Origin of the sequence: Rhodococcus sp. Leaf247 (assembly GCF_001426185.1) — a bacterium.
Taxonomy (GTDB): domain Bacteria; phylum Actinomycetota; class Actinomycetes; order Mycobacteriales; family Mycobacteriaceae; genus Rhodococcoides.
In genome coordinates, this window is sequence record NZ_LMRP01000005.1 from 1 (window position 1) to 18,660 (window position 18,660).

Genomic DNA, 18,660 nt, shown 5'->3' on the forward strand with positions numbered 1-18,660 from the left:
GGAAGCTAAGCCCTCCAGCGCCGATGGTACTGCACCCGACAGGGTGTGGGAGAGTAGGACACCGCCGAACAACCCTTCACAGAAAGCCCCCCGACCACAGGTCGGGGGGCTTTCTGCATTCACGGGTACGGGTGTCCGGACACAGTCCGATCAAGCAGAGTTCCGTCGTGTTCGCGCCGGGATAGTCTCTTACCCATAATGCCGCAGAAACCACGACGCTCGATATCACCCCTCGGTTCCCCGCTGCTCGGGCACACCGAGGAATCCCCGCGTCGCCGGCGTATCCGGGTGCAAGTTTTGCTCACTGTCTTCCTGCTGGGCGCCAACGCAATCGGTGCCGTCATCGTAGGTGCACTCATCAGCGTGGTCGTGCCGGGACCAGATGTGGTCACACCGCGCGAGTACTGGTGGGTCAACTTCATTCTGATCCCGTGTTACCTGGTGGTGGCGTTCGTCATCGGGGTGGTCTGGGGAACCAAGCGCACGGTCAACGGGCTTCGCTGGGCCATCGAGGATCGCGTCCCCACGCGCAAGGAGCAGAAGCGCACGCTGGCAATGCCGTGGCGGCTCACCCGGTTGCAGATCGGTTTGTGGATCGCGGGGCTCGCGATCGTGACGACGGCCGACGGCATCATCGATCCGAACTCCATTCCCAAGGTCGCCTTCACCATCGCGTTCGGTGGTGCGACCGTGTGTGCGTTCAGCTACCTCCTCACCGAGTTCGCGCTACGCCCTGCCGCGGCGCGTGCGCTCGAGGCCGGCGATCTCCGTCGCATCCGCCTCGCGGGCGTCATGGGCCGATCGCTGCTGTCCTGGCTTCTGGGTACCGGTGTCCCCGTGGCTGGTCTGATGGTGATCGCGATCGCGTCCTTCATCCGTGACGACACGACGGCCGATCAGTTCGCCGTCGCGATCCTGTCGCTCGGCGGGATCACGTTCCTGTTCGGCTTCGCACTGACACTGCTCGGCGGCCTGGCGACGACGGCGCCCATCGACAACGTGCGCTCGGCGATGGTCGAGGTCGAACGGGGCAACCTCGACGCTCGGGTGTCCGTGTACGACGGCACGGAACTCGGAGAACTGCAGAGCGGTTTCAACCGGATGGCCGAGGGGCTCGCGGAACGCGACAAGATTCGGGACCTCTTCGGCCGCCATGTCGGCATGGAGGTCGCGGAGGCGGCGCTCAAGAGCAATCCGGAGCTCGGCGGGGAGGAGCGGGACATCGCCGTCTTCTTCATCGATCTGATCGGATCCACCGAGCTGGCGTCGTCGCAGCCGCCGGCTCAGGTCGTCGACCTGCTGAACCGCTTCTTCGACGTCGTAGTCGACGAGGTGGACAAGCACCACGGGTTCGTCAACAAGTTCGAGGGTGATGCGGCACTGGCAATCTTCGGTGCACCCGGTGATCTCGACGATCATTGCGGGGAGGCACTGAACGCGGCACGCGCCATCATGCGGCGCCTCGAGCTCGAGGTCCCGGATTGCCAAGCAGCCATCGGTATCGCGTCGGGCCGTGCAGTGGCGGGCAACATCGGCGCGAAGCAGCGGTTCGAGTACACGGTCATCGGTGATCCGGTGAACGAGGCTGCACGACTGTCCGAGCTCGCCAAGACCGCGGACGGACGTCTGGTGGCGTCGGCACGCACGGTGGAGCACGCACACGACCAGTCGAGTGAGGAGTGGTCGTTCGGCAAGAGCGTGACCCTGAGGGGGCGGTCGGAGGAGACGCAGCTCGCGACCCCTGCCTGACTCTGCCCAACCCGGTCGATAGGGTTGGCCCGTGCGTCTGGTCATTGCTCGGTGTCAGGTCGATTACGTCGGCCGCTTGACGGCCCATCTGCCGTGGGCGAAGCGTCTGCTACTCGTCAAGTCCGACGGATCGGTGAGCGTCCACGCGGACGATCGGGCCTACAAGCCGCTGAACTGGATGACGCCGCCGTGCTGGTTGGTCGAGAACCCCGCCGAGGCGCTCCCCGCGGACGGCGACGTCGTTCCGGCGGATCGGCAGCTGTGGGTCGTGACCAACAAGGCCGGTGAAGAACTGCGCATCACCATCGAGGACATCGAGCTCGACACCAGCCACGAGCTCGGAATCGATCCCGGCTTGACCAAGGACGGCGTCGAGTCGCATCTTCAGGAGTTGCTCGCCGAGCACGTGCACACCCTCGGAGACGGATACACGCTGGTGCGCCGGGAGTACCCGACGGCGATCGGCCCCGTGGACCTGCTGTGTCGCGCGGAGGACGGTGCGACGGTCGCGGTGGAGATCAAGCGTCGAGGCGACATCGACGGCGTCGAGCAACTGACGCGCTACCTCGAACTGCTGAACCGCGATCCGCTGCTCGCTCCGGTACGAGGGGTGTTTGCGGCCCAGCAGATCAAGCCTCAGGCGAAAACGCTCGCGCACGACCGCGGGATTCGGTGCCTCACACTCGATTACGATTCGCTGCGCGGTATCGAGTCGTCCGACTTCAGATTGTTCTGACACGGTCGCCTACGATCGGAGCTGTGCCGCGGCGTAACAATCAGCGAACCGGCCGCTCGGGACGGGCGGACCGGCCTGCTCCGACGTTCGGGAACTCGACTGCCCGCAGGGAGGCCGGGCCCGCGTTCGACGGCGACGAGGAGTACGTAGTCCGTCCCGTCCCCGGCGCGCGAGCCACCAAGCACTACCGTTGCCCCGGATGCGACCAGGAGATCTTTCCCGGTGTCGCGCACGTCGTGGTGTGGCCGTCCGATCGCATCGGGGGAGCGGACGACCGTCGACACTGGCACACGGGCTGCTGGTCCGGCCGAAGGACCAGAGGCCTCACTCGCCGCTGGTCCTGAGCCCGCCCTGTTTACGTGGCGTCGACGGACGTGTCCGACTCCTCGTCGTCCAAAAGAGTCTCATCGATCTCGAGGTCGTCCGGGGCGAGAGGCGCGTCCAGCAGTTCGCTCTCGCGGTTGACCGACGCGAGCATGGCCGGCACGGAATCCAGCTGCCCGCGGATCCCCAGCAACTGCGCCAGGACTCGGCCACGCAGAACTCGGAGCTCCTCGGCCAGTTCCTTCGCGTGTGCGATACGCCGCTCGGACTGTTCGGTGGCGGCCTGCAGTCGACGCTTGGCCTCCGCGGTGGCGTCGGCAAGCCTGCGCTCGGCCTCCGCCTTGGAATCGGCCTCGAGCTCGTTGACGGCGTTCATCACCTTGGTGCGGCGATCCACCATCGTGATCTCGAAGTCTTCCTGCGCTGCGGCCCGCTTCTTCTCGGCCTCTGCCGCCAGGCGATCGCGCTCTGCCTGGGCTTCTTCGATGATGCGCGCGGCCGTGGTGCGGGCCTCGGCCAGCGTTTGTTCCTGCTCGGTCTCGAGCGCGGACCGTCGGTCCTTCAGCTCGGCGACCAGGCCCTCGTACTCCCCGCGCATACGCGCCGCGTCCTGCTCGGCGATGGACACGGTCTCGGCTGCTTCGGCCTCGGCCTTGGCGCGGACCTCGGAGGCCTCGTCGGAGGCGAGGCGCAGCATCCTGGAGATGCGGTCGCTCATGCCCTCCGCGGTGGTGGGGGGAACGGACAAACGGTCGATGTCCTTACGGAGATCGTCGATGTCGTCGCGAGCGTCCTCGAGCTGGACCGCGAGATCACGGGCCTGAGCCGCTGCGGCATCCCTGTCGGTGGAGATCACCCGGAGTTCGGCGTCGAACCTCTCGAAATACCGCTGGACCTCGTCTTTGTCATATCCCTTGCGGGCGATGCTGAAAGGCAGGGAGCTGCTACCGGTGACGTTCTCTGGGGCCATGGGCACAACTTACCGTCACGCGCCCCGTTATTGCTGTCGGGTCGTCGACCCGGTCTCCGAGATACGCGGGTCAGTGTGCGGCAGGTTCGACCAGTTCCACCAGCACACCGCCGGCATCCTTGGGATGGACGAAGTTGATGCGCGAGTCGGCAGTGCCGCGACGGGGAGCGTCGTACAGCAGCCGTGCGCCGCGGTCGCGCAGGAACGTTGCGACTTCCTCCACGTCCTTCACCCGGAAGGCGAGCTGCTGGAGTCCCGGGCCGTTGCGGTCGAGGAACTTCGCGATGGTCGACGACTCGTCGAGGGGCGCGAGCAGCTGGATCTGAGCGGCACCGCTGTCGGCTCCCGGCACGGAGATCATGGCCTCGACGACGCCCTGGCTCTCGTTGACCTCACGGTGGGTCACGGTCATGCCGAAATGCGAACGGTAGAACTCGATGGCTGCGTCGAGATCCGGGACCGCGATACCGACGTGATCGATGGCGGTGACCAAACCGGCCGACACCGCATCTGCCGTGGCCGTGGTCTCCTGGGTGCTCGTCATGCTTTGACGTTAGACCTTTTCGCGCCGGGTGTATCGGTGGTGTGAGTCACAATCGAAGCCCTGTTCCGTTGGTGACAGCCCAGTGACGACCTACGGCAGAATAGGGGCATGGCCGACAACCGTGTTTCCAGCACCGACACCTCCGCGAACAGCCCGGCGGTCGCTCCACCGATCGTCCGGTGGTTCCGGATCGTGGCGATCGCCGAGGCGATCACCTGGGTGGCGTTGCTGATCGGGATGGCCGTGAAGTACGTGCCGGACCCGAACATCGACAGCGGTGTCCGTATCCCCGGCATGCTGCATGGTGCGGTCTTCGTGCTGTACCTCGTCGTGACCGTCCTGACGGCACTTGCTCTGCGCTGGAGCAAGGGCCTGACAGTCGTGGCACTGCTCGCCAGCATCCCGCCCTTCGGGACCATCATCTTCGAGGTGTGGGCGTCGCGGACCGGACGGCTGGTCCGTACCGCTGTGCCCGCATCACCACAGCGCGTCGACAAGTGACAAAATAGCGGCGTGACTCGACCCGGATCTCGTCCCCCAGTACGCCCGTCCGCCGCTGCGGCCGCCGCCATGTCCGGAGCCGTCGACCTGTCCGCGCTCAAGGCCAAGGCGCAGGCCGCCGCAGGCCCTCCGCCTCCGACCGCCGAGAACGGTCTGGCGGTGTCCATCACGGTCACCGAGCTGGACTTCGAGCCCGAGGTGCTGGTGCGGTCCAGCCAGGTCCCCGTGATCGTCAACCTGCTCTCGCCGCGCTCCCCGCAGTCGCTCCAGCTCACCACCTCGCTCGAGGCCCTCGCTGTCGAGGGCAACGGTGAGTGGGTGCTGGCGAACGTGGACGTCGACGTCAATCCGCGCATCGCGCAGGCATTCGGCGTCCAGGCGATCCCCACCCTTGTCGCCGTGGCTGCCGGACAGCCGCTCGCCGATCTCCAGGGTCTGCAGCCGGAGGAGAGCCTGCGGGAATGGCTCGCGGCCATCGCCCGCGCCGTGGAGGGCAAACTGACCGGACCCGCGGGAGCCGACGGCCCCGCGCCCGAGCCCGAGGACCCGCGTTTCGACGCGGCCGAGAACGCTCTCGCCGACGGGGATCTCGTTGCGGCCGAGGCTGCGTTCCAGGACATCGTCGATGCCGAGCCGGCCAACAAGCAGGCGCTGAACGGTGTCCGACAGGTTAGGTTCCTCGCCCGCATCCAGGATCTGCCCGAGGGCGTCCTGGAGAAGGCGGACGCGGCTCCCGACGATGTCGACCTGGGTCTGCAGGCTGCCGACTCGTTGCTGTACCAGCAGCGGACCGAGGACGCGTTCGCTCGGGTCATCGCCCTCGTCGCCCGTACACGCGAGGACGACCGTGCCCGCGCACGGGCCCGGCTTCTGGAATTGTTCGAGCTGTTCGACCCGGCGGATCCGCTGGTGGTAGCTGCACGACGCAAGCTTGCGACGGCTCTCTACTGACCGGTTCTCGTCAGCGGTAACGCCCGTCGCACGCGTCCTTGCCGCCGAGGACGCCCCAGCGGAACGCGTCGACACGCGAGAAGCCGCTGGGGACCGTGCGCCCGTCGACGTCACTGGCCGCGAGTCCGTCGGACAGCAGTCCGGACACCGCCTCGTCCAGGTCGCCGGGGGAGAGCGTGACCGCCAGTCCGGCCGCGACGGTCGGATCCGTCGGGCTCAGCGCTGCCGTGACGGCGCCGGACAGGCAGGCCGACCGCAGGGCGGTGCGCGCGTCGGTCAGGGAATGGCCGGCGTCCTTCTGGACCGCGAGGACGTAGCGGGAGACGAAGAGGACGTAGGCGCCGTAATCGCCGGTGACGTCCACCGGCACGATAGCGTCGTCGCTCATCTCGGTGGGGCGTCCACGATCTGCCAGCGCATCGACGGAAATGCCGATGGTGTCCGTGGACGGGCAGTACGACACCGGTTCGGTGGTGTCCGCGTCGGGACATCCGGTGTCCGCACCCGAGTAGTCCACCGTCGGAGGTGAATCCGTCGGCATGACCTGTTCGAAGGTCTTCGCGAACTGCTCGAGCGTGTCACGCGTGACCGGGAGCTCACCGGTATCGAGAGGGCTGTCGAACTGTCGCGGCAGAGTCGAGCGCCGCGATTCGACCTCCTTCTCGTCGATTCGCGTGCACGACTCGGCGCCGTCGGTGAACCCGATCTGAGCGGCGGTGACGCGCTCGAAGGCGGACCCGTGCACGGAATCCGGATCGTTCGGATCCACGTCCCGCACCGCGACTGTTGCGGCGAGGACGTCGTTCAGTCCGTCCGAGGTGTTGAGCGTGAAGTGTGTCGAGTCGCCCTCGGCGACGTGCCTCATGAAGGCGCCGGCGAAGCAGTCGGCCTGCTGCTCGGCGACGATCGTGGGATCGTCGTCGCCGATCAGTCCGGATTGCGTCTGCACGGCGTGTCCGTACTCGTGTGCCAACACCATGACGACCGACATGGGGCCGAAGGCGTCGACCATCGCGGGCATAAGGACGCCGCGGTCCCAGCCGATGCTGTCGTCGAGGGAGCAGTACCCCGCGTTGGCCAGGCCGTCCGTCGTTTCGTCGCAGAAGATCGGACCCTCGCCGGGTTCGTCGGACGAGTCCCACGACACCAGTGACCGGATGGGCTGGAACGATCCGCGGAACAGCGTCGAATAGGTGGTGCGCCAGAACTTCTGGATGTCGTCCACCGCATCGGCGGCCAGAAGGTCGGTCTCGGTCCCGGCGAAGCCGACGACGTCGAGTTGGGCGTGACCGACGCCGGGACGGGGACCGGACGGACCGTCGGTGACGGGTAGGCCGGCGACGGTGAAGGGGTCGTCGTAGATGGAGACGGCGGTGCCGTCGATCACGGACCCGCACGAGGACAGGACCGTGACCGCGGCCAGCGCGAGGAGGCTCGTGGAACCGAAGGTGCGGAGAGGCCCGCGTCGAGTCGATCCATCGATATCGACGCGAGCCCCGACCATCATCTCTCCAGTCTGAGCCAGATCGCTCCGTAAGGCGGCAGGGCGACGCGGGCGGATGCCGGTCGACCGTGCCATGAATGCTCCGTTGCCGTTACCTCGCCGAGGTTGCCGACTCCCGAACCGCCGTAGACCTCCGCGTCGGTGTTCAGGATCTCGACCCAGCGACCCGGCTCGGGTAATCCGACACGATAGTCGCCCTTGGGTGAGCCGGAGAAGTTGAACAGGCACGCGCTGACGGATCCGTCGTCGCCGTAGCGCAGGAAGCTCAGCACGTTGTTCGCCGTGTCGTTCGCGTCGATCCACGAGAAGCCGTCGGGGGAGCCGTCCTGCGTCCAGAACTCCGGCCCGGCGACGTAGGTGCGGTTGAGGTCACCGACGAGCTGCTGCACACCGCGGTGCAGTGCGCCGACGCCGTCGTCACCGATTTCCCACCAGTCGAGCCCGCGTTCGTCCGACCACTCGGCCGTCTGCCCGAACTCCTGGCCCATGAACAGCAACTGCTTGCCCGGGTGAGCCCACATGTACGCGAGCATTCCGCGCAGTCCTGCGGCCTTCGCCCAGTCGTCGCCCGGCATCCGGGACCACAGAGTGCCCTTGCCGTGGACGACCTCGTCGTGGCTGATGGGGAGGACGAAGTTCTCGCTCCATGCGTAGACCAGGGAGAACGTGACCTCGTGATGGTGGTACGCGCGGTGGATGGGGTCGCGCCCGACGTAGCCGAGCGTGTCGTGCATCCAGCCCATGTTCCACTTCATGCTGAAGCCGAGTCCGCCGACGCTGGTGGGCCGGGTGACACCGGGCCACGACGTCGACTCCTCCGCCACGGTGACGACACCGCGGTGGAGCTTGTGGACGGTGGCATTCATCTCCTGCAGGAACGCCACGGCCTCGAGGTTCTCGCGACCGCCGTAGATGTTCGGCGACCATCCGCCCTCGGGGCGCGAGTAGTCGAGGTAGAGCATCGAGGCGACCGCGTCGACACGCAGTCCGTCGATGTGGAACTCGTCGATCCAGTAGAGGGCGTTCGCGACGAGGAAGTTGCGCACCTCGGTGCGGCCGAAGTCGAAGACGTAGGTGCCCCAGTCCAACTGCTCGCCGCGCTGCGGGTCGCCGTGCTCGTAGAGGGGGGAGCCGTCGAACCGTGCGAGGGCCCAGTCGTCCTTGGGGAAGTGCGCGGGAACCCAGTCCACGATGACGCCGATGCCGTCGCGGTGCAACAGGTCGACGAAGGCACGGAAGTCGTCGGGGGAACCGAACCGTGACGTCGGCGCGTAGTACGACGTCACCTGGTAACCCCACGATCCGCCGAACGGGTGCTCGGCGACCGGGAGGAGCTCGACGTGCGTGAAGCCCGTCTCGCGGACGTGAGCCGAGAGTTGCTCCGCCAGTTCCTGGTAGTTCAGGCCGGGACGCCACGACGCGAGGTGCACCTCGTACACGCTCATCGGGGCGCGGTGAGGTTCGAGTTCGGCTCGCGCGGTGATCCACTCGTCGTCGTTCCACTCGTACGTGGAGTGGTTGACGACCGACGCGGTGGACGGCGGAACCTCGGTGGCGAATGCCATCGGGTCGGCCTTGTCCTTCACGGACCCGTCCTTGCCGTGCACGCGGAACTTGTACAGCGTGCCCGCGCCGATGTCGGGAACGAACAGCTCCCACACACCGGTGGTGCCGAGAACTCGCATGGGCCAGGTCTGTCCGCCCCAGCCGTCGAATTCACCGACGACGGTGACGCCCACGGCGCCGGGCGCCCAGACGGCGAACGACGTTCCGGTGACGGTGCCGTCCGGTGTGGTGTAGCTGCGGGTGTGCGCGCCGAGGATGTCCCACAGCCGCTCGTGACGGCCTTCGCCGAAGAGGTGCAGGTCGAGTTCCCCGAGCGTGGGCAGGAACCGGTATCCGTCCGCGACGGTGACGGTGTGGCCACCCGGGTATTCCACGCGCAGACGGTAGTCCGCGAGATCCTCCACCGGCACCTCGGCGGAGAACACACCGTGGGCGACGTGAGAGAGCTCGTATTCCTTCCCGCCGATGAGGGCGGTGACGCTGAGCGCGTTGGGACGCAGGCTGCGGATGGCGGTCCCGCCCGGCACCGGGTGCGCACCCAGCACGGAGTGCGGATCGTGGTGGTGGCCGCGTGCGAGCAGCGACAGGTCGTTGCCGCTCGGTGCGGCGAGCGTGTCGGACCCCGAACCGGGGGAGGTGCGTTCCGTCATGACTGTTCCTTCCGGAAAGCGAGTTCGGTGCGGAGGGAGTACGGGACGGGCGGAAGCGCCAGGATGTGCGCTACCGAGCGCCACGGCTCGAGCTTGACGTAGTTGGCCTGGCCCCACTGGAACTGTTGGCCGCTGACCTCGTCGGTGACGGTCAGGTGTTCCTGCCAGTCGCGTCCGATGGCCGGCATGTCGATCCAGACGGTGCCTTCCTCGGCACCGAACGGGTTCAGGTTGATCACGACCAGCACGGCGTCGCCGGTGACCGGATCGAACTTCGAGTACGCGATCAGCGCATCGTTGTCGATGCTGTGGAAATGGATGTTGCGCAGTTGCTGCAAGGCCGGGTGCGCCTTGCGGATCGCGTTCAACGTGGTCAACCACGGCTCGAGAGATTCTCCGCGTGCGCGGGCTCCCTCGAAATCGCGGGGACGCAACTCGAACTTCTCGGTGTCGAGATACTCCTCGCTGCCCTCGCGGACCGGAACATGTTCGTAGAGTTCGTAACCCGAGTAGACACCCCACGTCGGCGACAGCGTCGCGGCCAGGGCTGCCCGCAGCGCGAACATGCCGGGGCCACCAATCTGGAGGCTCTCGTGCAGGATGTCCGGAGTGTTGACGAAGAGGTTCGGACGCCCGAGATCGGCCTTCGCGGCGATCTCCTGACCGAACTCGGTCAGTTCCCACTTGGCCACACGCCACGTGAAGTACGTGTAGGACTGTGTGAATCCGCGTCGGGCGAGCCCGTACAGGCGAGCGGGACGCGTGAACGCCTCGGCGAGGAAGAGGACCTCGGGGTCGGTCTTCTTCACCTCGGCGATCAGCCACTCCCAGAAGTCCGGCGGCTTGGTGTGCGGGTTGTCGACCCGGAAGATCTTGACTCCCTGGCTGATCCAGAATCTGACGACGCGCAGCACCTCCGCGTAGATGCCCTTGCGATCGTTGTCGAAGTTGACCGGGTAGATGTCCTGGTACTTCTTCGGCGGGTTCTCGGCGTAGGCGATGGTGCCGTCGGGGAGAACGGTGAACCAGTCCGGATGAGCCTTCGCCCACGGATGGTCCGGTGCGCACTGCAGCGCCAGGTCGAGCGCGACCTCGAGGCCGAGCTTGCGTGCAGCCGTCACCAGGGCGCGGAACTCCTTGACCGTGCCGAGCTCCGGGTGCACCGCGTCGTGCCCGCCCTCGGAGGCGCCGATGGCCCACGGCGAGCCCACGTCGGTCGGGCCGGGGGTCAGAGTGTTGTTGCGGCCCTTGCGGTTCACTCTGCCGATCGGATGGATCGGCGGGAAGTACACGACGTCGAAGCCCATCGCCGCGACGCGGGGGAGTGCGCCGATCGTGGTCTCGAACGTGCCGTGTCGCGGAGTGCCGTCGTCGTTCCACCCGCCGGTCGAGCGGGGGAACAGTTCGTACCAGGAGCCGACCAGCGCCGCGCGCCGGTCGACCCACACGTTGATGGCCTCGCCGCGCGTCACCAGCTCGCGCAGAGGCTTCGCGTGCAGAAGCTCGCGCACCTCGGTGGTGAACGCCGGGGACACCCGCGACGGCAGCGGCGCGTCACTACGGAGCGCCGCGACGACGTTCTCGAGGAGGGGCTTGTCGGCCCGGTCCACGTTCTTGGTCGCGCGCTCGAACAGGCGTGCCCCGGTCTCGAGATCGTTGGCCAGTTCCGCCGGCCCCTGGCCGACGCCGAGCTTGGCCTCGACCGCGTGCATCCAGGTGGCGATGGGATCGCCCCACCCCTCGACGCGTGCGATCCAGAAACCTTCGGTGTCCGGAGTGAAGACTCCGTGGAAGATGTCGGGCTGTTCACCGGGAGTCATCGGGATGTGAACCGATTTACCCTGGCCGGGCCCGCGGACCGCCAACGTCGCGTTGACGGCGTCGTGTCCCTCCCGCCACACCGCGGCGGTGATCGGGAAAGTTTCTCCCACAACGGCCTTGGCGGGATATTTACCGGACGATGTGTTGGGTAGTACGTCGTCGATGCCGATACGGCCTGTCACCGAAGCCCCTTTTCTGCTGGTTGTCGCCAGTTCTATGGTGTCGGGCTGAGCCTGAAGTTCAACCGTAGACGAACCGGCTCGGTCTTTCTCGGAACCGACCGAGAGCACGACCGCGACCCGACGTGAGGGCACGGAGCATCCTCGGATCTCTCGTGCGTGATGTACCCGCACGGCAGTTCTGCAAACGCTTTTCCGGCGTGCGCGAGCTCTCCCGGCAGTAGTCTTCGGAATCGTGAAAGCCCTCCGCAGGTTCACCGTCCGCGCACAACTCCCGCCTCGTCTGTCCGGGCTGGCCGAATTGTCCGTCAACCTGCGATGGTCGTGGCACCCGCCGACGCTGGAGCTCTTCGAGAGCATCGATCCCGAGCTGTGGGTCAGTGGTGACCGCGACCCCGTCCGCATGCTCGGTGAGGTCCACGCCTCGCGTCTGCAGACACTGGCCGAGGACGACGCGTTCGTCCGGCGGGTCGACGACCTGGTCGAGGACCTGCACCTCTACCTCGCGCAGCCGCGGTGGTTCCAGAAGCAGGTCGACGCGGGCGAGGACCTACCCGTCGGGATCGCCTACTTCTCGATGGAGTTCGGTGTCTCGGAGGTGCTGCCCAACTACTCGGGCGGCCTGGGAATCCTGGCCGGCGACCACCTCAAGGCCGCGTCCGACCTGGGCTTGCCGCTCATCGGCGTCGGCCTGCTCTACCGGTCCGGCTATTTCCGCCAGTCGCTGACCGCGGACGGTTGGCAGGCCGAGCGGTACCCGTCGCTCGACCCTCAGGGGCTCCCGCTGCGGTTGCTCACCGACGAGTCCGATGCCGCCGTCCTGGTCCACGTGGCCATGCCCGGCGGTCGTGTGTTGCGCGCGCGCATCTGGATTGCGCAGATCGGCCGTGTTCCGCTGCTGCTGCTCGACTCGGACATCGCCGACAACGACCCGGAACTGCGCGGCGTGACGGACCGCTTGTACGGCGGCGACCAGGATCATCGCGTCAAGCAGGAGATCCTCGCGGGCGTCGGCGGAGTCCGGGCCGTGCGCGCCTACACCGAGTACCACTCGCTGCCGGCGCCGAGCGTCTTCCACATGAACGAGGGTCACGCCGGCTTCCTCGGTCTCGAACGCATCCGCGAGCTGCACGTCGACGGCCTCGACTTCGACGCCGCGCTGGCGGCGGTGCGAGCGTCCACCGTCTTCACCACCCACACGCCCGTTCCCGCCGGCATCGACCGGTTCCCCGCGGATCTGGTCCGGCTGTACTTCGGGGACGGCACCGCCGACTCCTCGCTCCTGCCGGGCATCGAGATGGAACGCATCCTCGAGCTGGGCCGTGAGAGCGACCCGACCGTGTTCAACATGGCGCACATGGGTCTGCGATCGGCGCAGCGCGCCAACGGTGTGTCCAAGCTTCACGGCATCGTCAGTCGAGGCATGTTCGACGAGCTGTGGCCAGGCTTCGACTCGTCCGACGTCCCCATCGGCTCGGTCACCAACGGTGTCCACGCGCCGACATGGGCGTCGCCGCGCTGGCTCGACCTCGCGAAGCGGACCGTCGGATCCGACAGCATGGAGGAAGCGCGCGGGTGGGAGCAGCTCGTCGACGTTCCCGCCGCCGAACTGTGGGAGACGCGCTCGGCTCTGCGCGCCGAGCTGGTGACGGAAGTGCGTCGGCGCGTGCGCAATTCGAGCCTCGAACGCGGATCGACGGACGCCGAACTGGCGTGGACGGACGACGTGTTCGACCCGAACGTGCTCACCGTGGGCTTCGCGCGCCGCGTGCCGACGTACAAGCGGCTGACCCTGATGCTGCGTCAACCCGAACGCCTGCGCGCGATGCTGCTCGACCCCGAGCGTCCCGTGCAACTGGTCGTCGCCGGCAAGTCCCACCCGGCCGACGACGGCGGCAAAGCGCTGATCCAGCAGATCGTGCGTTTCGCCGACCAGCACGACGTGCGGCACCGCATCGTGTTCCTCCCCGATTACGACATGTCGATGGCCCGCTACCTCTACTGGGGCTGCGACGTCTGGCTCAACAATCCGCTCCGTCCTCTCGAGGCCTGCGGTACATCCGGCATGAAGTCCGCGCTCAACGGAGGACTCAATCTGTCCATCCGCGACGGGTGGTGGGACGAGATGTACGACGGCGAGAACGGCTGGGCCATCCCCACCGCCGACGGCATCGTGGACGAGAACAGGCGTGACGATCTCGAAGCGGCAGCGCTGTACGAACTGCTCGAGAAGTCGGTACTGCCGAAGTTCTACGACCGCGGCGCCGACGGCCTGCCGGCTCGCTGGGTCGAGATGGTGCGGCACACCTTGACGACGCTGGGTCCGAAGGTGTTGGCGTCCAGGATGGTTCGCGACTACACGGCGCAGTACTACGGTCCGGCCGCCAGGGCGGGTGCCGCCGTGATCACCGAAGACTACGCCGGAGCGAAGGCGTTGGCCGAATACCGCCGACGCGTGGACTCCGCCTGGTCGGACATCACCGTGACCGACGTGGACGCCGACGGGCTGCCCGACACGCCGGTACTCGGATCGTCGCTGACGCTGTCGGCCACGGTCGCTCTCGGTGGGCTCAGTTCTTCGGACGTGTCCGTGCAGGCAGTGTTCGGCCACGTCGATCAGGACGAGCAACTCCGCGACGTGGTCAGCGTTCCGATGACGCACGAGGGTGGCGCGTCGGGCGGAGAACGGTTCACCGTGACGACGACGCTTCCGCTGTCCGGATCGGTGGGCTACACCGTGCGGGTGCTGCCCCACCACGCGTTGCTCGCGGGAGATGCCGAGTTGGGACGCGTCGCGGGACCTGTGGGCTGACTCAGGCCGGGTCGGCGGTGAGGCGGGTGAGTGCCTTGCGCACGATCTCCGGGTCGGTGGTCTCCCAGAACGGCGGCAGCGACGCCCGCAGGTAGCCGCCGTACCGCGCGGTGGCGAGGCGGGAGTCGAGGACCGCGACGACACCCTTGTCGTCGACGCTGCGCAGCAGTCGGCCCACTCCCTGAGCGAGCAGCAGAGCAGCGTGGTTGGCGGCGACGGCGAGGAAGCCGTTGCCGCCCCGCGACTCGACCGCGCGCTGGCGTGCGACCAGCAGCGGATCGTCGGGCCGGGGGAACGGGATGCGGTCGACGATCACCAGCGTCAACGAGCGGCCCGGAACGTCGACGCCCTGCCACAACGACAGGGTGCCGAACAGCGATGTCGCCTCGTCCTTCGCGAACCTCTCGACCAGCGCGCCGGTGGCGTCGTCGCCCTGACACAGCACCGGGGTGTCGAGCCGTTCCCGCATCTCCGCGGCCGCGGCCTTGGCGGCGCGCATCGAGGAGAACAGTCCCAGCGTCCGACCGCCCGCCGCGGAGACCAGCCCGGCAATCTCGTCCAACTGGCTCGGCGACGTGCCGTCACGACCGGGGGCGGTCAGGTGCTTCGCGATGTAGAGGATTCCCGCCTTGCCGTGGTCGAAGGGCGAACCCACGTCGAGGGAGTTCCAGCGGAACGTGTCCGCGTCGGACGGCGCCTCGGACCCGGTGGCGAGGGCGGCGTCGACACGTGTGGGGTTGGCCGCCGGGAGTCCCCAGTTGACGGCGAGCCCGTCGAACGAGCCGCCGACGGTGAGCGTCGCGGACGTGAGGACCACGGTCGACTCCGCGAACAGGCGAGTCCGGAGCAGACCGCCCACCGACAGCGGCGCCACCCGCACCACCCGCTTGACGACGCCGCGGAACTCGTCGACCGACAGCCAGACCACGTCGCGGCGCTTGGCCGGGTCCGACTCCTCGAACGTCTCGAGGATGCGCACCGCGGTGTCGTGCACGTCGTCGATGGCCGCCAGCGCGGCCGTCCGTGCGGCGGCGGCGTCGGGATCGGCCGCGGCGGCGCCCTGCTTCGCCGGGCCGATCGCGGTACGGACGGCCCACGCCGCATCGCGGATGCTCGCGATGGTCTGGGAACCGCCGTGCGGCAACTCTTCCCAGCGTCCGCCGTCGAGCTCGTCGAGCAGTGCGGCGAACCCCTCGGCGGCGCCGGCGAGGCGGTCCAGGATCTCGTCCTCGACGAGCTTCCCGCATCGACGCATGGCCGCGCCCACCGCGGTGGCGGACATCTCGGCGGTGGCGGCGGAGGTCACGCGATCCACCAGTTCGTGGGCCTCGTCCACGACCACCACGTCGTGTTCCGGCAGGACGGCGATACCGGTGATCGCGTCGATGGCGAGCATCGCGTGGTTGGTGACGACGACGTCGGCTCGGCCGGCGTCGAGGCGCGCGATCTCGGCGAAGCAGTCCTCGCCGTACGGGCAGCGCGACTTGCCCAGGCATTCGCGTGAGGTCACGCTCATCTGCCGCCAGGCCTGATCGGACACGCCGGGGTTCAACTCGTCCCGGTCACCGGTCTCGGTGTCCGAGGACCACTCGGTGATGCGCTTGACCTCGCGGCCGAGTCGCGAGACGGCGAACGCGTCGAACAGCTCGTCCTCCGGCGCTTCGGACGGGGCGCCGTGCAGCTTGTTCAGGCACAGATAGTTGCCGCGCCCTTTGAGGATCGCGAACTTCGGCTCGTGAGAGAGCGCGGTGGTGAGGGCCTTCGACAGGCGAGGAAGGTCGCGGTCCACCAGCTGACGCTGGAGCGCGATCGTGGCCGTCGAGACCACGACGGTCTTGCCGGAGGTCACCGCGTGCCGGAGCGACGGGACCAGATAGGCCAGGGACTTACCGGTACCGGTGCCCGCCTGGACCGCGAGATGCTCGCCGGTGTCGATGCTGTGCGCCACCGCCGACGCCATGGTGAGCTGCGCCGTCCGCTCGGTGCCGCCGAGAGCGGTGACCGCGGTGCTCAGCAGGCTGGGAACGGTGGGCAGATCAGACTTCTGGGATTTCGGGGACTTCGGCGGCACCGTGGAAGGCTACCGCTCGCCACCGTCGCGGTTGCTCACCTCATCTGCTGGCGCGGACACCGTCGCGGGCGAGGTCGTCGAGTACTGACGGCACGGTGGTCGGGGACACGGCAGCGCAGTAGTCGACCAGCACGGTGGTGTCGAAGCCTTCCTTCGCGGCGTCGCGCGCCGTGGCCCGTACACAGTGATCGGTGGCCAGGCCGACGACGTGCACCGCGTCGATGTCGCGGGCACGCAGCCAGTCTGCGAGTCGCGCACCGTCGTCCGCAGCGCCCTCGAAGCCGGAGTAGGCAGCGTCGTACTCGCCCTTGGAGAACACCGTCTCGATGGAGGACAGGTCGAGATCGGGATGGAAGTCGCACCCCGGCGTGCCGACGACGCAGTGCGGCGGCCAACTGTCGACGTAGTCGGGGGTGTCGGAGAAGTGTGCGCCGGGATCGATGTGGTGATCGCGGGTGGCGACGACGGCGTCGTAGGTGGACCCGGCGATCAGAGTGGTGATCGCCGCGGCGACGCGCGCACCGCCCTCGACGGCCAGTGACCCGCCCTCGCAGAAATCGTTCTGGACGTCGACCACCACGAGCGCTGTACCCACGGTCAGGAGAATACCGTCGGAACGGCCGGATCACCCTGGGACAAGCCGAGGCCTTCCCAGGGCAGCGACCGGAGGCCGTCCGCGACGAGCGTTCTGGCGTCCTCGACGGTGCTGCGCTCGACCACCTCGCCCCCTCGTACCAGCGGTACGGACAACTCGCGCACCGTGTACGGATCGGAGGCCGGTGTCGCCGCGTCGGCGTGCAGCACCAGCTCTTCGACGACGGTTCCGGTCCGCCGCGCCAGCCGCACCGCGCGCTTGCGGCCACCCCGCGATTCCTTGTGCGAGCTGCGCTTCGCCACCGGGATGCCGTCGACCTCGACGAGTTTGTAGACCATGCCTGCCGTCGGTGCGCCCGATCCGGTGACCAGCGAGGTGCCGACGCCGTAGGTGTCGACAGGTTCCGCACGCAGCGAGGCGATGGCGTACTCGTCCAGGTCACCGGAGACGACGATGCGGGTGCCGGTCGCGCCCAGGTCGTCCAGCTGGCGACGGACCTGGCGGGCCAGAACCCCGAGATCGCCGGAGTCGATGCGCACTCCGCCCAGTTCCGGTCCGGCCACCTCGACGGCCGTCGCGACGCCCGCGGTGATGTCGTAGGTGTCCACGAGGAGGGTCGTGCCCACGCCGAGCGCGGCGATCTGCGACCGGAAGGCAGCGGCCTCGTCGGGACCGTTCGCGTCGGTGTGCAGGAGCGTGAAGGCGTGGGCGCTGGTTCCGGCGCCGGGAATGCCGTGCCGGCGTACCGCTTCGAGGTTCGACGTCGCGGAGAAACCGCAGATGTACGCGGCGCGGGAGGAGGCCACCGCGGCTTCCTCGTGGGCGCGTCGTGAGCCCATCTCGATCAACGGTCGGCCGTCGGACGCGCTGACCATGCGGGCCGCGGCGGCCGCGATCGCACTGTCGTGGTTGTAGATCGACAGCGCCAGCGTCTCGAGGATCACGCACTCGGCGAAGGTGCCGCGGACCGAGAGGATGGGGGAGCCGGGGAAGAACAGTTCGCCCTCCCGGTAGCCGTCGATGTCACCGCCGAACCGGTAGTCACGCAGCCACGCCAGCGTGTCGGGGTCGAGGAACGTCAGCGAGTCCAGCTCCGCCTCGCCGAAATGGAAGTCCCGGAGAGCGTCGAGAAAGCGGCCGGTACCCGCCACCACGCCGTACCGCCGTCCACCGGGCAACCGGCGTGCGAACACCTCGAAGGTGCACGACCGGTGCGCGGAACCGTCCCGAAGGGCGGCGGACAACATGGTCAGCTCGTACTGATCGGTGAACAGCGCTGTTGACGTCACCAGGCCACCCTAGATCCCACCCGTGGATCGGTGTCGTGTCCGCGGTGACATCGTCACGCCGTATCCTCGAACCCATGGCTTCGGATCTCACCGCGACACTTCCGCAGGCCACCCCCGACGCGGACGTGGCGGTGGCGGAGGACACGGCGACGGACACCCCGTGGGTCACCATCGTCTGGGACGACCCGGTCAACCTCATGCACTACGTCACCTACGTCTTCCAGAAGCTGTTCGGATACAGCAAGGACAAGGCGACCGAGCTGATGATGCAGGTGCACTCGGAGGGCAAGGCCGTGGTCTCGAGCGGAGATCGCGACAAGATGGAAGTCGACGTGCAGAAGCTGCACGCGGCCGGCCTGTGGGCCACCATGCAGCACGACATCTGACCTGTCGGCTCG

Annotated in this window: 15 protein-coding genes; 7 read left to right on the forward strand and 8 right to left on the reverse strand. The window is 67.8% G+C overall.

The genetic code is table 11. The features are described from left to right. Window positions 1-198 precede the first annotated feature (198 nt). From ASG64_RS20860 to ASG64_RS22170, 3 genes are read left to right on the forward strand one after another with little or no spacing between them, the layout of a single operon-like run. A complete protein-coding gene (locus tag ASG64_RS20860; RefSeq protein ID WP_042575162.1) occupies window positions 199-1,749 on the forward strand; it encodes an adenylate/guanylate cyclase domain-containing protein in 1,551 nt (516 codons plus the stop codon). Window positions 1,750-1,780: 31 nt separating this feature from the next. After that, complete coding sequence (gene nucS, locus ASG64_RS20865; protein WP_042575161.1) at window positions 1,781-2,485, forward strand: endonuclease NucS; 705 nt, start codon at window positions 1,781-1,783, stop codon at window positions 2,483-2,485. 23 nt (window positions 2,486-2,508) lie between these two features. Next, window positions 2,509-2,829 (forward strand): ATP/GTP-binding protein, encoded by a 321-nt coding sequence (locus ASG64_RS22170; protein ID WP_082518635.1) that lies wholly within the window; start codon window positions 2,509-2,511, stop codon window positions 2,827-2,829. 11 nt (window positions 2,830-2,840) lie between these two features. On the opposite strand, the gene ASG64_RS20870 is transcribed toward ASG64_RS22170, so the two are convergent. Next, on the reverse strand, window positions 2,841-3,779 hold the full coding sequence (locus tag ASG64_RS20870; protein ID WP_082518639.1) for a hypothetical protein: 939 nt from the start codon (window positions 3,777-3,779) through the stop codon (window positions 2,841-2,843). A gap of 70 nt (window positions 3,780-3,849) precedes the next feature. After that, complete coding sequence (gene mce, locus ASG64_RS20875) at window positions 3,850-4,323, reverse strand: methylmalonyl-CoA epimerase (RefSeq protein ID WP_042575158.1); 474 nt, start codon at window positions 4,321-4,323, stop codon at window positions 3,850-3,852. Window positions 4,324-4,431: 108 nt separating this feature from the next. Between mce and ASG64_RS20880 the strand changes: the two genes are divergently transcribed. After that, window positions 4,432-4,824: a DUF3817 domain-containing protein gene (locus tag ASG64_RS20880; RefSeq protein WP_082518636.1), complete on the forward strand. Its 393-nt coding sequence runs from the start codon at window positions 4,432-4,434 to the stop codon at window positions 4,822-4,824. A gap of 69 nt (window positions 4,825-4,893) precedes the next feature. Continuing rightward, window positions 4,894-5,775 (forward strand): tetratricopeptide repeat protein, encoded by an 882-nt coding sequence (locus ASG64_RS20885; RefSeq protein WP_056076433.1) that lies wholly within the window; start codon window positions 4,894-4,896, stop codon window positions 5,773-5,775. Window positions 5,776-5,785: 10 nt separating this feature from the next. On the opposite strand, the gene ASG64_RS20890 is transcribed toward ASG64_RS20885, so the two are convergent. From ASG64_RS20890 to ASG64_RS20900, 3 genes are read right to left on the reverse strand one after another with little or no spacing between them, the layout of a single operon-like run. Beyond that, window positions 5,786-7,282, reverse strand: coding sequence for a metallopeptidase (locus ASG64_RS20890; protein ID WP_235579668.1), 1,497 nt, complete (start codon window positions 7,280-7,282; stop codon window positions 5,786-5,788). Continuing rightward, window positions 7,279-9,495, reverse strand: a complete 2,217-nt coding sequence (gene glgB, locus ASG64_RS20895) for a 1,4-alpha-glucan branching protein GlgB (RefSeq protein ID WP_042575156.1) — start codon at window positions 9,493-9,495, stop codon at window positions 7,279-7,281. The genes ASG64_RS20890 and glgB overlap by 4 nt, the downstream gene beginning before the upstream one ends. Next, entirely contained in the window at window positions 9,492-11,498 is a 2,007-nt protein-coding gene (locus ASG64_RS20900; protein WP_056076436.1) for a maltotransferase domain-containing protein, read from the reverse strand. Before ASG64_RS20900 ends, glgB begins: the two co-directional genes overlap by 4 nt. A 232-nt stretch (window positions 11,499-11,730) precedes the next feature. On the opposite strand from ASG64_RS20900, the gene glgP reads away from it, so the two are divergent. Then, a complete protein-coding gene (gene glgP, locus ASG64_RS20905) occupies window positions 11,731-14,307 on the forward strand; it encodes an alpha-glucan family phosphorylase (RefSeq protein WP_056076440.1) in 2,577 nt (858 codons plus the stop codon). Between the two features lies 1 nt (window position 14,308). Here glgP and ASG64_RS20910 read toward each other — a convergent pair whose 3' ends face one another. Genes ASG64_RS20910 through ASG64_RS20920 form a run of 3 tightly spaced genes read right to left on the reverse strand, consistent with a single transcriptional unit; the run spans window position 14,309 to window position 18,265 of the window. Next, entirely contained in the window at window positions 14,309-16,378 is a 2,070-nt protein-coding gene (locus tag ASG64_RS20910) for an ATP-dependent DNA helicase (RefSeq protein WP_056076442.1), read from the reverse strand. Between the two features lie 40 nt (window positions 16,379-16,418). Continuing rightward, window positions 16,419-16,973 (reverse strand): isochorismatase family protein, encoded by a 555-nt coding sequence (locus ASG64_RS20915; RefSeq protein WP_056076445.1) that lies wholly within the window; start codon window positions 16,971-16,973, stop codon window positions 16,419-16,421. A 2-nt stretch (window positions 16,974-16,975) separates the two neighbouring features. Next, entirely contained in the window at window positions 16,976-18,265 is a 1,290-nt protein-coding gene (locus tag ASG64_RS20920; RefSeq protein ID WP_056076449.1) for a nicotinate phosphoribosyltransferase, read from the reverse strand. A 71-nt stretch (window positions 18,266-18,336) separates the two neighbouring features. Between ASG64_RS20920 and clpS the strand changes: the two genes are divergently transcribed. Next, window positions 18,337-18,648 carry an ATP-dependent Clp protease adapter ClpS gene (clpS, locus tag ASG64_RS20925; RefSeq protein ID WP_042575174.1) on the forward strand — a complete coding sequence of 104 codons (312 nt, stop codon included), beginning with the start codon at window positions 18,337-18,339 and terminating at the stop codon, window positions 18,646-18,648. Window positions 18,649-18,660 lie beyond the last annotated feature (12 nt).

Excerpts from the sequence above, each read along its gene's own strand:
- ASG64_RS20890 (WP_235579668.1), bottom strand. The coding sequence starts at position 7,282 with ATGATGGTCGGGGCTCGCGTCGATATCGATGGATCGACTCGACGCGGG.
- glgB (WP_042575156.1), bottom strand. The coding sequence starts at position 9,495 with ATGACGGAACGCACCTCCCCCGGTTCGGGGTCCGACACGCTCGCCGCA.
- ASG64_RS20860 (WP_042575162.1), top strand. The coding sequence starts at position 199 with ATGCCGCAGAAACCACGACGCTCGATATCACCCCTCGGTTCCCCGCTG.
- clpS (WP_042575174.1), top strand. The coding sequence starts at position 18,337 with ATGGCTTCGGATCTCACCGCGACACTTCCGCAGGCCACCCCCGACGCG.
- ASG64_RS20885 (WP_056076433.1), top strand. The coding sequence starts at position 4,894 with ATGTCCGGAGCCGTCGACCTGTCCGCGCTCAAGGCCAAGGCGCAGGCC.
- mce (WP_042575158.1), bottom strand. The coding sequence starts at position 4,323 with ATGACGAGCACCCAGGAGACCACGGCCACGGCAGATGCGGTGTCGGCC.
- ASG64_RS20870 (WP_082518639.1), bottom strand. The coding sequence starts at position 3,779 with ATGGCCCCAGAGAACGTCACCGGTAGCAGCTCCCTGCCTTTCAGCATC.
- ASG64_RS20880 (WP_082518636.1), top strand. The coding sequence starts at position 4,432 with ATGGCCGACAACCGTGTTTCCAGCACCGACACCTCCGCGAACAGCCCG.